General features: G+C 70.8%; 12 protein-coding genes. 7 read left to right on the top strand and 5 right to left on the bottom strand.

The window, feature by feature from the left end; translation table 11 throughout:
- Nucleotides 1-110: 110 nt before the first annotated feature.
- Complete coding sequence (locus tag CPH93_RS20260; RefSeq protein ID WP_093483675.1) at nt 111-704, top strand: 5-formyltetrahydrofolate cyclo-ligase; 594 nt, start codon at nt 111-113, stop codon at nt 702-704.
- 96 nt (nt 705-800) lie between these two features.
- Here the strand turns inward: CPH93_RS20260 and CPH93_RS20255 are convergent, their stop codons facing one another.
- Complete coding sequence (locus CPH93_RS20255) at nt 801-3,524, bottom strand: penicillin acylase family protein (RefSeq protein WP_096213633.1); 2,724 nt, start codon at nt 3,522-3,524, stop codon at nt 801-803.
- 161 nt (nt 3,525-3,685) lie between these two features.
- On the opposite strand from CPH93_RS20255, the gene CPH93_RS20250 reads away from it, so the two are divergent.
- The 6 genes from CPH93_RS20250 to mscL all read left to right on the top strand — a co-directional run bounded on the left by CPH93_RS20250 (nt 3,686) and on the right by mscL (nt 9,426).
- Nucleotides 3,686-5,221, top strand: coding sequence for a potassium/proton antiporter (locus CPH93_RS20250; RefSeq protein WP_093483677.1), 1,536 nt, complete (start codon nt 3,686-3,688; stop codon nt 5,219-5,221).
- 307 nt (nt 5,222-5,528) lie between these two features.
- Nucleotides 5,529-6,830 carry an MFS transporter gene (locus CPH93_RS20245; RefSeq protein ID WP_096213632.1) on the top strand — a complete coding sequence of 434 codons (1,302 nt, stop codon included), beginning with the start codon at nt 5,529-5,531 and terminating at the stop codon, nt 6,828-6,830.
- Nucleotides 6,831-6,943: 113 nt separating this feature from the next.
- Nucleotides 6,944-7,279 (top strand): FmdB family zinc ribbon protein, encoded by a 336-nt coding sequence (locus tag CPH93_RS20240; protein ID WP_093483679.1) that lies wholly within the window; start codon nt 6,944-6,946, stop codon nt 7,277-7,279.
- A 115-nt stretch (nt 7,280-7,394) separates the two neighbouring features.
- The gene (locus tag CPH93_RS20235; RefSeq protein ID WP_093483680.1) at nt 7,395-8,228 is read left to right on the top strand and encodes an S-methyl-5'-thioadenosine phosphorylase; all 834 of its coding nucleotides are present in this window, start codon (nt 7,395-7,397) and stop codon (nt 8,226-8,228) included.
- Between the two features lie 139 nt (nt 8,229-8,367).
- The gene (locus tag CPH93_RS35845; protein ID WP_159395031.1) at nt 8,368-8,646 is read left to right on the top strand and encodes a hypothetical protein; all 279 of its coding nucleotides are present in this window, start codon (nt 8,368-8,370) and stop codon (nt 8,644-8,646) included.
- A 282-nt stretch (nt 8,647-8,928) separates the two neighbouring features.
- A complete protein-coding gene (gene mscL, locus CPH93_RS20230) occupies nt 8,929-9,426 on the top strand; it encodes a large conductance mechanosensitive channel protein MscL (RefSeq protein WP_093483681.1) in 498 nt (165 codons plus the stop codon).
- A 42-nt stretch (nt 9,427-9,468) separates the two neighbouring features.
- On the opposite strand, the gene CPH93_RS20225 is transcribed toward mscL, so the two are convergent.
- The 4 genes from CPH93_RS20225 to CPH93_RS20210 form a co-directional block, all read right to left on the bottom strand.
- Nucleotides 9,469-9,732, bottom strand: a complete 264-nt coding sequence (locus tag CPH93_RS20225) for a hypothetical protein (RefSeq protein WP_096213631.1) — start codon at nt 9,730-9,732, stop codon at nt 9,469-9,471.
- 192 nt (nt 9,733-9,924) lie between these two features.
- Complete coding sequence (locus CPH93_RS20220; RefSeq protein WP_096213630.1) at nt 9,925-10,389, bottom strand: MepB family protein; 465 nt, start codon at nt 10,387-10,389, stop codon at nt 9,925-9,927.
- A 595-nt stretch (nt 10,390-10,984) separates the two neighbouring features.
- Nucleotides 10,985-12,070, bottom strand: a complete 1,086-nt coding sequence (locus CPH93_RS36865) for a hypothetical protein (protein WP_443031471.1) — start codon at nt 12,068-12,070, stop codon at nt 10,985-10,987.
- Between the two features lie 556 nt (nt 12,071-12,626).
- Nucleotides 12,627-13,160 carry an AMP-binding protein gene (locus CPH93_RS20210; RefSeq protein ID WP_231976897.1) on the bottom strand — a complete coding sequence of 178 codons (534 nt, stop codon included), beginning with the start codon at nt 13,158-13,160 and terminating at the stop codon, nt 12,627-12,629.
- Nucleotides 13,161-13,196: the final 36 nt, after the last annotated feature.

Raw genomic sequence — 13,196 nt, 5'->3', positions numbered from 1 at the left:
CGCGACACCATAACCGGCCCTATCGGAATGATGATGAGGGTACGGCGAAAAGGCACAAGAGCGGGAGCAAGGGCACACAAGTGAGCGTCAATCACGGTAGAAAGCGCAGGTTGCGGCGGGACCTCCTGGAGGTGAGGAGTGCGTTGCCGCCGGATGTCCTCGCGTCGACGGGCGAGGCGCTGGCCCGGCACACGCTGGAGCTGGCCGAGTTGGCCCCCACCGGCGCCCCGCGCACCGTCGCCGCGTATGTCTCCATCGGTGGTGAGCCCTCCACCCGCGCGCTGCTGGACCGGTTGCGGGCGGCCGGGGTGCGGGTGCTGCTGCCGGTCCTGCTGGCGGACAACGATCTGGACTGGGCGGACTACGAGGGCGCCGAGCGGCTCGTCCGGGCGGGCCGCGGGCTGCTGGAGCCGGCCGGGCCGCGGCGGGGCCCCGAGGCCGTCACCGAGGCGGACGTGGTGCTGCTGCCCGGGCTCGCGGTGGACCGTACGGGGCTGCGGCTGGGGCGCGGCGGCGGCTCCTACGACCGGGTGCTGGCACGGCTGGAGCGGGCCGGTGCGCGGGCGTCGCTGGTGGTGCTGCTTTATGACGCGGAGCTGCTGGCCGAGGTGCCGGCCGAGCCGCACGACCGGCATGTCCATGCCGCGGTGACCCCGTCGGGGGTGCACCGGTTCGCGGCGCCGGGGGCCCGTACGGAGGGCTGAAGCCGGCCCCGCCACCGGGAAGCCGTAGGGGCGGACCGGAGTGTTCCGGCCCGCCCCTACGGTGCGGAGATCAGCGGCGGCGCGCGCCGCCCGCCCCTACGGCGACAGCGTCAGGGTGTCCTTGCCCGCCTTCTTGACGGCGTCCTCGCTGTACGCCCAGGGCAGCAGTTCGCCCTTGGCCCACTTGTCGGTCTGGTCGTAGTAGTGGGCGTCGTAGGCGTGCCCGGAGGCGCCGGTGAGGTTGATCCAGCGGGACTTGTCGAGGTCGGCGAGGTTGACCACCATCCGCATCGACGGGACCCAGGTGACGTTGTAGCCGCCGGCGGCGTTCCAGCCGGTGGCGTCGACCGCGGCCTCGCCGCCGCCGACGTTCCAGGGACCGCGGTTGAACAGGCCCTGCAGGGGGCCGGGGCCGTCGGTGCCCAGGGTCTGGTTCTTCAGGAACATCTGGTGGAGCCGGCCCCAGCTCCAGTTGTCGATGTTCTTGCCCAGCTTGGAGGTCAGCTCGTAGCGCGCGTCCGCCATGGCGTGCGCGAGGAGCTGGTCGCGGTTCTTGTCACCGGGGCGGCCGGGCCGGTCCTCGGTCTTCCACCAGGCGTTGTTGGGGTCGTCGAGGATGCCCCGGACGACCTCGTACCAGCGGTCGCCGCCGTCGGGCTGGGCGGTGTCGCCGACCCGCTCGCCGCATTCGCGGACGTACTTGTCGTTCTCGTCGGCGGGACCGGTCTCGTCGGCCGGGCGGACGGTCAGGCACTGCCCGTCGGGGCGCAGCTCCTTGGGCATCTTGTTGCCGAAGGCGAGCTTGAGGGTGTTGCGCCAGACGGCGTTGAAGTACGCGGCCGCGGCGGAGTCGGGCTCCTGGGTGAAGTCCCAGCCCTCCAGCAGCTGCTGGGCGTCGCGGACGTACTTGTCCTTGATGTCGATCTTCGTCAGGTAGGGCGTCAGCAGCCGGGCGATCTCGCTGCTGTTGTCCTTCTGGAAGGCCTGCATGTCGTCCGTGGAGACCTTGCCGCCGTCCTTGATCTTCGACTGGATCAGGTCGTTGATCCGCTGGCTCCGGGAGCCGTAACTCCAGTCCTTGGTGAGGAGGTAGGGGTACTTCTCGTCGGTGACGGCCTGGTTGGCGGTGACGATGTAGCCGCGCTTGGGGTTGTACTCGTACGGCAGGGACTTCTGCGGGATGTAGCCGTTCCACTGGTACTTCGGGTCCCAGCCGGGTGCCGGGTAGGTGCCGTCGAAGCCGCCGTCGCCCTTGCCGCGGACCGGGATCTGGCCCGGGGCCTGGTAGCCGATGTTGCCCTTGGTGTCGGCGTAGATCAGGTTCTGGGACGGGACCTCGAAGTGCCCGGCGGCCTTGCGGAAGTCGGTCCAGTTCTTGGCGCGGTTCATTTCGAAGACGGCGTCCATGGACTTGCCGGGGTTCAGCGCGGTCCAGCGCAGCGAGACGGCGTAGCCGTCGCCGCGGTCCGGTGCGGCGTTGCCGACCGGGGCGTCCTTGCCGACACCGGCAAGTTCGCTGTCGCGGTCGGAGACGATCGGCCCGTTGCGTGTGGAACGCACGGTGATCTCGCGGCTCTCACCGCCGGCGACCTTGATGGTCTCCTTGCGGGTCGCGAAGGGCCGCTGCCGGTTGTCGTAGAGGTAGCCGTTGGCGTCGACCTTCTCCAGGTACAGATCGGTGACGTCCGCGCCGAGGTTGGTCATGCCCCAGGAGACGTCCTGGTTGTGGCCGATGACGACGCCCGGCATACCGGAGAAGGTGAAGCCGGAGACGTCGTAGTTGCACTTGGGACTCGTGGTGCGGCAGTGCAGGCCCATCTGGTACCAGAGCGAGGGCATCTGCGGTGCCAGGTGCGGGTCGTTGGCGAGCAGCGGCTTGCCGGTGGTGGTGTGGGCGCCGGAGACGACCCAGGAGTTGGAGCCGATGCCGTTGCCGTTGGGGCCGAGCAGCGCGGGCACCTTGTCGAGCGTCTTGGACAGCGAGGACAGCTGCGACTGGTAGCCGGCCGCGGCCCCTGCGGCGCCCGCGGGAGCCGCGTTGGCCGCGGCGCCGGGCTTGAACTGCTTGGTGGCGGAGTCGACCGAACCGCCCTCGACGATCGGCTTGTTCCGCTTGTACGGGTACGCCGGGTACAGCTGGTTGATCTGCGCCGGGGTGAAGCGGCTGGTCATCAGGGACCGGTCGATCTCTTCCTGCATGTTGCCGCGCAGGTCCCAGGCCATCGCCTTGAGCCAGGCCACCGAGTCGACCGGCGTCCACTTCTCGGGCTTGTAGTCGTTCTGGAAGTCCAGCGCCGCGTACTCCAGGGACAGCGCGGAGCCCTCGTGGTCCTTGAGGTAGGCGTTGACGCCCGCGGAGTAGGACTGGAGGTACTTCTTGGTGGCGGGCGACAGCTTGGTGTCGTACTCCTTCTGCGCCACCCGGTGCCAGCCCATGGTGCGCAGGAAGGAGTCGGTCTTGACCTGACTCTTGCCGAACATCTCCGAGAGTCGGCCGGCGGTCATGTGCCGCCGGACGTCCATCTCCCAGAAGCGGTCCTGCGCCTGGACGTATCCCTGGGCGCGGAAGAGGTCTTCGTCGGTGTCCGCGTAGATCTGCGGGATCCCGTTGGCATCACGGGTGACGTCCACCGGGTTGGTCAGGCCCGGGACTTTGAGCGAGCCGGTGGTCTGCGGGAACGAGGCCCGGACGGTACTGACACCCCAGAACGCGCCGAAGCCGATGCCCGCCACGAGCAGCAGCACGACCGTGATCGCGACGAGGCGGCCGCGCCGCCCCTTCTTCTTCCTGGGGACTGGGCCGGACTTGTTGGCGGGCATCTCTGTCCTTCGAGGGGCAGGGTGGGAGTGCTGGAGCAACCATAGGCGCACGGGTTGGGCGACCCCTACGCGGAGTCACCGCCAGCACATCCAACCTTCAAGTAATGGTAAATTGTTAGTCTCAGTAACTAGATACGTTAAGGAAAAGCGCTTCGGCACCTGTGCGAAAGGATCAGCTCCTGACTGTCGACCACCTCAACGAACTCCTGCTGATCTGCTCGCTCGTACTGCTCATCGCGGTGGCCGCGGTACGGGTCTCCTCGCGCAGCGGGCTCCCCAGCCTGCTCATCTACCTGGGGATAGGCATCGCCATAGGGCAGGACGGCCCCGGCGGCGTCGTCTTCGACAACGCCGGACTGACCCAACTCCTCGGCTATGCCGCGCTGGTCGTGATCCTCGCCGAGGGCGGCCTGGGCACCAAGTGGAAAGAGATCAAACCGGCCCTGCCACGGGCGGCGGCGCTGTCGACGGTCGGCGTCGCGGTGAGCGTGGGGGTCACCGCGGCCGGCGCGCACTACCTGGCCGGACTCGACTGGCGCCAGGCGCTGCTGATCGGCGCCGTGGTCTCCTCCACCGACGCCGCGGCCGTCTTCTCCGTGCTGCGCAACGTGCCGCTGCCGGCCCGGCTGACCGGCATCCTGGAGGCCGAATCCGGCTTCAACGACGCCCCCGTCGTCATCCTCGTCGTCGCCTTCTCCGCCGTGGGAAGGGTCGGCCCCTGGTACGTCCTGCTCGGCACGATCGCCCTGGAGCTGCTGATCGGCGCCGCCATCGGACTGGCCATAGGCTGGCTCGGCGCCTACGCCATGCGGCACGTCGCGCTGCCCGCGTCCGGTCTGTACCCGATCGCCGTCATGGCCATCGCGGTCTCCGCCTACGCGGCCGGTGCGCTGGCACACGGCTCCGGTTTCCTCGCCGTCTATCTGGCCGCGGTGATCCTCGGCAACGCCAAGCTGCCGCACGCCCCGGCCACCCGCGGCTTCGCCGAAGGCCTCGGCTGGATCGGCCAGATCGGCATGTTCGTCCTGCTGGGTCTGCTGGTGACCCCGCACAACCTGCTCGACGACATCGTGCCCGCGCTGCTGATCGGCATGATCCTGACGATCGTGGCCCGGCCGCTGTCCGTATTTGTCTCGCTGCTGCCGTGGCGGATGCCGTGGCAGGAGAAGACCCTGCTGTCCTGGGCCGGGCTGCGCGGTGCGGTCCCGATTGTGCTGGCGACCATCCCGATGGTGACCCATGTGCCCGGCAGCGAGCGGGTCTTCAACATCGTCTTCGTGCTGGTCGTCATCTACACCTTCGTCCAGGGGCCGACGCTGCCCTGGCTCGCCCGGCGGCTGCGGCTGGGCGACGGCGAGGAGGCCGCCGACCTGGGCATCGAATCGGCGCCGCTGGAGCGGCTGCGCGGCCATCTGCTGTCGACCACCATCGGTCCGACGTCCCGTATGCACGGCGTCGAGGTCGGCGAGCTGCGGATGCCCGCGGGCGCCGCGGTCACCCTCGTCGTACGGGACGGCACCAGCTTCGTCCCCGCGCCCACGACGGTGCTGCGCCGCGGCGACGAGCTGCTGGTGGTCGCCACCGACCCGGTGCGCGACGCGGCCGAGCGGCGGCTGCAGGCGGTCTCCCAGGGCGGCAAGCTGGCCGGCTGGCTGGGCATCCACGGCTCCCCGGGGCGGCGGCACGGCTCACGCTGAGCGGCCACGGACCCGGAAATGTGCTGCACATCTCCACGGATCCTAAGGAAATTCCCGGGAAGCCCTGCCTGATCCCAGGGCTTCCCGCGCTGCGGCCTGTAGTATGAAGAGGCACATAGACGAACCAACTCTGCCTGACGCAGAGCTGGCGCGACCGCTCGGCGGCCGCGGTCCTCTGCCACACGCAGCCACCTCTCCGGTGCGGACCACGCGGTATCACTCGGTCCTGCGCGAGAGGACAGCTCTCGGCGCGTATCCGTGACGACCTCGCGGGTGGCGCGCTACCAGGCGGCAGAAAGGCCCGGCCGTGGCATCCGCGGTCAAGGACTCCCGTTCCGGTTACGGATCACTGCTCCGCACCCCTGGTGCATGGACATTCCTGCTGCCCGGCTTTCTGGCCCGGCAGCCCTTCGCCATGCTGACGATCGGCATCGTGCTGCTCGTCCAGTCCACCACCGGCTCGTACGGCGCCGCGGGCGCGGTCTCCGCCACCACCGGCGTCTCGATGGCGCTGTTCGCCCCGCAGAGCGGCCGGCTCGCCGACCGCTTCGGCCAGCGCGCGGTGCTGCTCCCGGGCGTACTGGCGCACGCCGCCGGCGTCGCGGCCCTGATCGCCCTCGCCCTGGCGCACGCCCCGCTGTGGGCGCTGCTCGCGGTGGCCGTCCCCACGGGCGCCTCGACGCCGCAGGTCGGCCCGATGGTGCGGGCCCGCTGGGCGGCCCGGCTCGGCGGCAGCCCGCTGATGCCGACGGCCGCCGCCTTCGAGTCGGTGACCGACGAGTTCACCTTCGTGGTCGGCCCGGTGCTGGCCACCGCGCTGTGCACCGGCATCCACCCGGCGGCCGGACTGATCGCCGAGGCCTCGCTGACGCTGGCGGGCGGGCTGCTGTTCGCCGCACAGAAGCGCAGCCAGCCGGCGGTGCACCGGGCCGGGGCCGGCGACCGGCCGCGCATCTCGGCGCTGTCGGTGCCCGGCGTACGCGTCCTGATCGTGGCGTTCCTCGGCATCGGCGCCGTCTTCGGCGGGATGCAGGTCTCGCTGACCGCGTTCACCCAGCACATCGGACAGCCCGGCATCAACGGCGTGCTCTACGGGATCTTCGCGGGCGGCAACATGCTCGCCGGCATCGCCTGCGGCGCGATCACCTGGAAGGTCGGCCCGCGGCGCCGGCTGCTGGTCGCCTACGGGCTGCTGGCGCTGGCCACCACCCCGTTGTGGGCGGTGACCGCGGTGCCGCTGCTGGGCGCCGTCGGCCTGGTCGTGGGCCTGTGCATCGCCCCGGCCTTGATCACCGGCTACACCCTCGTGGAGACGCTGGTGCCGGCCGCCGCCCGGACCGAGGCCTTCACCTGGCTGACCGGTGCGGTCGCGCTGGGCCAGGCGGCCGCGACCACCTCGGCCGGTCAGCTCGCGGACGGCTTCGGGCCGAGCAGCGGATTCCTGGTGCCGCTGGCCGGTACGGCGCTGGCCTGCACCGTGCTGCTGGCGCTCCGCGCCCACCTGCTGCCGCGCGGCTCGGCCGCGGGTGCCGACGCCGTCACTCAGCACGTCCCGGACCGGGCCGGCGCCGGTGCCGAGGACCGCGAGCGGGAGCTGGCACGCGCCTGAACGGACGTGGAGTCGGTCACCGTTGTGCCGGTCACGGTGGACTGATGGCCAGGAATACTGCAAGATGGAGCGTCGTTAGCACTCATCGAGTGAGAGTGCCAGGAGGAAGACAAGTGCCGACCTACCAGTACCAGTGCACCGAGTGCGGCGAGGGCCTCGAGGCGGTGCAGAAGTTCAGCGACGACGCGCTCACGGAGTGCCCCAGCTGCAACGGACGCCTCAAGAAGGTGTTCTCCGCGGTCGGCATCGTCTTCAAGGGCTCCGGCTTCTACCGCAACGACAGCCGCGGCTCGTCGTCCAGCAGCAGCCCCGCGAAGACCTCCGCCTCGTCCGGCACCGCGTCCTCCTCGGACTCGTCGAGCTCCTCGTCCGGCAGCTCCGAGACCAAGGCCGCAGCTCCCGCCGCCTCGTCCTCCGGCAGCAGCTCGGGCACCAGCTCCGCAGCCTGACCCACAGCGTTCCGGGCCCCGCCGTCACCGACGGCGGGGCCCGCTGTCTTACGGGTTGCTTTCGTCCGCGTCACCCTTATGCCCCACGACACCGCGCCCCGATAGTGTGACCGGCATGGCTGACGCGGAGATTGGTGTAATCGGCGGCTCGGGGTTCTACTCCTTCCTCGACGACGTGACCGAGGTCACGGTGGACACCCCTTATGGGCGCCCCAGCGACTCGCTCTTCCTCGGGAAGATCGCCGGCCGCCAGGTCGCGTTCCTGCCCCGGCACGGCCGCGGCCACCATCTCCCGCCGCACCGCATCAACTACCGCGCCAACATGTGGGCGCTGCGCTCGCTCGGCGTGCGCCAGGTCCTCGGCCCGTGCGCGGTCGGCGGCCTGCGCCCCGAGTACGGCCCCGGCACGCTGCTCGTCCCCGACCAGCTCGTGGACCGCACCAAGGCCCGGACCCAGACCTACTTCGACGGGGAGACCCTGCCCGACGGCAGTACCCCCAACGTCGTCCATCTGACCTTCGCCGACCCGTACTGCCCCACCGGGCGGGAGGCCGCCCTCTCGGCGGCCCGCGGCCGGGACTGGGAGCCGGTGGACGGCGGCACCCTCGTCGTCATCGAGGGCCCCCGCTTCTCGACCCGCGCCGAATCACTCTGGCACGCGGCGCAGGGCTGGTCGGTGGTGGGCATGACCGGGCACCCCGAGGCCGTCCTGGCCCGTGAACTGAGCCTGTGCTACACGTCGTTGACGCTGGTCACCGACCTGGACGCGGGCACCGAGACCGGCCATGGCGTCTCCCACGAAGAGGTCTTCCGGGTCTTCGCGCAGAACGTCGACCGGCTGCGCGACGTCCTCTTCGACGCGGTCGCCGCGCTCCCCGACAACGCCGCCCGCAACTGCCTGTGCACCGACGCCCACGCGGGCTGGGACCTGGGCATCGAACTGCCGTAACGCGGCGCGGCCTCACCCTTCGGGGTGGCCGAGTTGTCCACAAGGGCAGGGTCGTACACAGCCTGGAGCGGGCCGGCGCGGACTCCGGCACGGTGGTGATCGCCGGTTCTCCGAACCCCTCACCCCAGGCGGTGCCCAGATGTCGATGTCCCCTACCCCGTCCGCTCCCGCTCCTCCGACCGACTCCGACCTCCTCTCCCCTCCGCTTCCCGCTCCCCCGCCGTGTGAGGTGCCGCACTTCCCACCGGTGCGGGCCGGCGGCGGCAGACCCCGGCTGGGCCGGACCGGGCGGCGGCGCCTGCTGGCCGCCGGACTGGCGACGGCCACCGCGGTACTGGCCGGCGGCGCGTCGTACGGCGCCGTACGAGGCGCTCCCGCCGTCGACTGTCCCTCCCCGGCGGCCGTGGGCAGGCGGTGACCATGCTCCAAGATCGAGTGGCTTCGGCAGCCGCGCCACGTGACACTGCTGCGAGTGGCAGAGCGGCTGCCGTGCGCCCGTGGCGGCCCGCCCGGCGCACCGGTACCGCGCTCTCTGCCCACCCGGACCGCAGGAGCGGCCCCCTCCGCCCGGCCCACACCGACGCTGGCGCCGGTCGCCGGTCGGCGCGGCAGGACTGGACACCTCCGCCCTGCTCTGACGTAAGTTGCGGTGCTGAACGTCGGTGCACCGTGTGTAGTGAGCAAGGAATGAGGCTGTCAGGTGAGCGAGAGCAAGGGCGTCCTGCAGGGATTCAAGGAATTCCTGATGCGCGGCAACGTCATCGAACTCGCGGTGGCGGTCGTCGTCGGTGCGGCATTCACGAACATCGTCAACGCGGTGGTGAAGGGGATCATCAACCCCCTCGTGGGTGCGCTCGGCTCACAGAACCTCGATCATTACCAGTCCTGCCTGACCGCGACCTGCGCCACGGATCCCAAGACGGGCGCCTTCACCGACGGCATCTACATCCTCTGGGGCTCCGTGCTCAGCGCCGCCCTGACGTTCCTGATCACCGCCGCGGTCGTCTACTTCCTCATGATCCTTCCGATAAACAAGTGGAAGGAGCGCCAGGCGGCCAGGAAGCCTGCGGACGAGGCCCCGCTGGGCCCGACCGAGATCGAACTGCTGACGGAGATCCGCGATGCGCTGATCGCGCAGCGCAACGGCGCGATGCCCGTGCCCTCGCGCACCATCGGCATTCAGAAGACGCGCGAGTAGCAGGCGCCGCACGGCCCGGCCGAAGCCGCCTCGTCGCCTCGCTCAGAGGTGGTGGGGCGGCTTTTCGTCGAGGAAGCGGGCGAGGTCGGCGGCGCTGTCCCCGCCACTGGGGCGCTCGCCCCAGCCGCGGTCGGTGTCGTCCGAGGACTGCTGGTTCAGCGGATCGTCGAAGATCAGCCGCGCCGCGGGCTTGCGGGCCGCGGGCTTGCCGGCCGGACGTGCGGCGGCCGCGGGCTCGGCGGCCTGTTCGGCGCCGGAGGCGTCCTGGGGCTCGGCGGCCGACTCGTGTTCGGGGGTGGTGCTCACCCCTCCAGGGTACGGCCGGCCCGGAGGCGGCTACCGACCGGCGCGGGCTGCCCACGGCCCCCTTGGCGGCGGGCGACCGCGGGCGATGTCGTGCTCAGCGCACCCGATACGGGAAGGCGGGCCGGCAGAAGCCGCGATCCGGGAAGGCGGCCCGGCAGGGACCGCCTGCAGCCTCCCCGACGGGTCCGTCGCTCACGGGTGATGGAGCGCCCGTGCACGGGCCGCGTCGACGGAGCCGTCCTCGGGGATCGGCAGAAAGAACTTCACCTGCCACGCCTGCGTACTTCGGGCCTGACGGCTGGTGGTCTCCACCCATGGCGGATAGATGCGGAAGGCGCGCTTTCCGCCGACGCCGTTCCGGGAAACGATGCCCCGCTCGCAGAGCACCTCCCACGGAAAGACGAAGTGCCCGAACCGCTCGCCGTCGCGGGTGCTGATGACGAAGAGATCGACCGGGTCCGCGGAATCGAAGGGCTCAATCGGCCCGCCGGGACGCCGCTTCCACACCGTGACGAACTGACCGACCTTCGTCGGCGTGGTTTTGCCCACCCGAAACCTGACGGCGGAGCCGTCGAGCGTGAATTCATGCGCCGCATACTCGGCGCTCTCGGCTTCGGGCACCGGCCGCGAACAGACGAATCCGCACGGGTCGTACACCGATGCCTTCGCCGCAAGAAGTTCACCGTGCAGCGATTCCCCGTCCGGCCACGGTGTGGGGGGTGGGGGGCCGTGGTCCGAAGGTGCCCCGGAATATGTCGCCATTCCGGCATCCTGCCATCGCCGGTGGCCGTGCCCTTCGGCGGGATACCTGTGGCCTGGGAGGCGGGATACCTGTGGCCTGGGAGCCGGGGTACCGGTGGGCCGGAGGCGAGGTACCGCTGGCCGGGAGAAGGGAGCGGGACCCTGCCCCGGTAGCCGTCCAGGCAGTGATCTGGGCGGGCAGTGCTTCGGGCCACCGCCCGAGTAGCGCTCCGGGCGGCCGTCCGACCCGGCCGTACCCGGATTCCGCCCGGCTCAGCGGCCCTTGTCGTGCGTGGGTATGGGGTGCGGGCGATGGCCGTCGTGGGGCCGGGTCGGCGGGCTCTGCGAGGCATGGCTGCGTTTGTGGGGCCGATTCCGGTCGGAGCCGGGGAGCGAATGGCGGGAGTGTGCGTTCTCATGGCGAGCCATTGGGCAGCGGCCTTTCCGATCGGGGAATTCTCGAAGTACGGGGCGGAGCCGGGGAGTTCCCCGCGACGGCCCAAGGAAGGGGTTATTCGTCCAGCCGGGCGGTGCGGGCGAACGGCTTTCCGCCGACCGCGCCGGACCGCTGTACGGGGTGGAAGAACTTCCCGAACGGGAGGTAGACGAGGGTGAACACCACCGACGCCATGTGCAGCAGCGCCAGGAGCCGATAGCCGCCACCGTGCAGAAAGAGCGCCGAGAACGTCAGCAGAAGTCCGGTGACGGAGATGACGAGGAGGGCGAGCAGCGGGACAAGGTCATAGGCGACGCGTGCTCCGGGTGCGGCCGCACGGTCCCGTAGGCGTCGCCACAGGAAGTATCCGGCGCCCGCGATGACGAACAGGGCAGCGAGGTCGAGCCCATGGAAAACGATCCAGCCGATGACGTCGGAGGAGTCGAAGCCGATGACTCTGAAGCCCCAGATCCGCATGTCATAACCGGGTCCGGGCCCGGGCCCGGTTGCCGCGGTGAAGGTGAGCCATCCCCAGACGAGCGGGATGCTGATGAGCACAGCAAGGAGGCAACCCCAGACGAGGAGTTGGTGGGCGACCCAGCGAGCGGCGGAGTGTGCGCCGACGAATTTCCGGAAACCGAGACCGGCAGCGGTCTCGCGGGGCAGCGCGGCGGAGGCCTGGCGGAGGTCTTCTTCGGGGAGGTTGCGGAGATCCTCCTCGGAGGGTCTTTCGTCGCGGCTGCCGACGCTGGCGAGGCCTTGCCTGGGGCTGCGTTGCCTGGGGCTGCCTTCCCTGGAGACGTCCGCGCTTGGGATTTCTGACTTTGGGATCTCTGCGCTTGCCACGCCTGTGCTTTGGGCGCCTGTGCTTGGGGCGCCTGCGATTGAGACATCCGCGGGTGGGGCGTCTGCGCTGGATATTTCCGCTCTGGTGGCGTCTTCCCTGGAGCGTGTGTCCATGGAGAAGAGGGCGGGGCGGGGCGGCCAGTGGAGACGGCTGGCGGCCGGATCGCTGCATCGGACGGTGCAGCGGTAGGCGATGCCGAAGGCGAGGAAGACCGTGGCCACGGCGTAGGGGAGCAGTGCGGAGTCGAAGTCCCGCAGCATACGGCTGCCCAGGACGATGGCGGCGCTCAGCAGGAGCGCGGCGACCGAGCCCATCAACGTCGCGCGGACCGCCAGGGACCTGGGCCGGGGCGGCGCCGCTATGTCCCCCGGGTCCACTCCCGAGGCTGCTGGGGCGTCTGATGGCTGTGGCACGGAGCCCACGCTAGGTGGATATAGGGCAGTGGTCCTGTTTTGTGGCCTTAGTGGGTGAGGGCCGCTCCCCGTCCGCGGACGAGGTCCGCGCGCCTCCTCCGCAGGTGAGGGCGACGAACGAGGCCGTGCCTGCCAGGACTGCGCCGCCCGAGCCACGCGGGGCCTCTTCTGGTCTCCTGGCCGCGCCTGCCTCGGTCACGGCGGCCGGAGCTCCGGCTGGCTCGGCCGTGGTCGGCGGGCCCGCGCCGGCCGCGGCATGATCGGCGCCGGGCCCGTCCGCCAGGATTGCGGCCGCCCCCGGCCGTGGCCGCCTGGCTCGCACCTGCCTCAGCCGTGAATGCCGGGCTCGCACCCGCCTCGGCTGCGATCGCCCGGCCCGCGCCCCGCTCGGCTGCGGGCCCCAGAAACTACCCCCGGCCCCGGTTACCCGCGCCATGCCCCCTGGGGCGGCCGTTCGTCAGCAGGGAACAGTCGGCATGCCCAGGGCCTCGTGCCACCACTGATCGCGGCCCGGCTTCCAGGAGACCGGGCGCGAGCACCGGTTCACCACCAGCACCTTCCGGTCCGGTACACCGCCCGAGGCCGCACCCCGTGCCAGCGCATGGTCCAGCAGCGCCTTCACCGGACGTACCGCCCCGTCCCAGAACGCCGCATCGGCCGTGATCAGCACCCGGGCGGAGGACTCCTGGGTCCGCGCGACCAGTTCGGGCACCGTCAGCGAGACCGGCAGCGTGGTGCGTATCGCGTCTAACCGCCCGCAGGCGAGCGTGGCGATCACCGATTCGGGCACCAGCGGCAGGTGCACCGCGACCCGGTCACCGGCCCGTACCCCGAGCCGGCTGAGCGCGGCCGCGGCTCGCACGGCCTGGTCGAGGAGCATGCCGTGCGTCAGCTCCTCCTGGCGTCCGGGCTCTCCGTTCCAGGTGAGGGCGATCCGCGACGCCTGCGGCTCTTGCAGTTCTCTGGCGTCATCTGCATGCTCTGAAGTCACACGGTGCAACATGCGGACCAGCTTGGAGATCGCCGA

The sequence above is a fragment of the Streptomyces sp. 2323.1 genome, from assembly GCF_900221035.1.
GTDB lineage: Bacteria > Actinomycetota > Actinomycetes > Streptomycetales > Streptomycetaceae > Streptomyces > Streptomyces sioyaensis.
Note: the sequence above shows the minus strand (reverse complement) of the source record. Positions and strands in the feature narration are given on the sequence as shown.

What these genes read in the sequence shown, in the direction of transcription:
- CPH93_RS20255 (WP_096213633.1), bottom strand. Translation starts at nt 3,524, where the DNA reads ATGCCCGCCAACAAGTCCGGCCCAGTCCCCAGGAAGAAGAAGGGGCGG.
- CPH93_RS35845 (WP_159395031.1), top strand. Translation starts at nt 8,368, where the DNA reads ATGTCGATGTCCCCTACCCCGTCCGCTCCCGCTCCTCCGACCGACTCC.
- CPH93_RS20235 (WP_093483680.1), top strand. Translation starts at nt 7,395, where the DNA reads ATGGCTGACGCGGAGATTGGTGTAATCGGCGGCTCGGGGTTCTACTCC.
- CPH93_RS36865 (WP_443031471.1), bottom strand. Translation starts at nt 12,070, where the DNA reads ATGGGCTCGGTCGCCGCGCTCCTGCTGAGCGCCGCCATCGTCCTGGGC.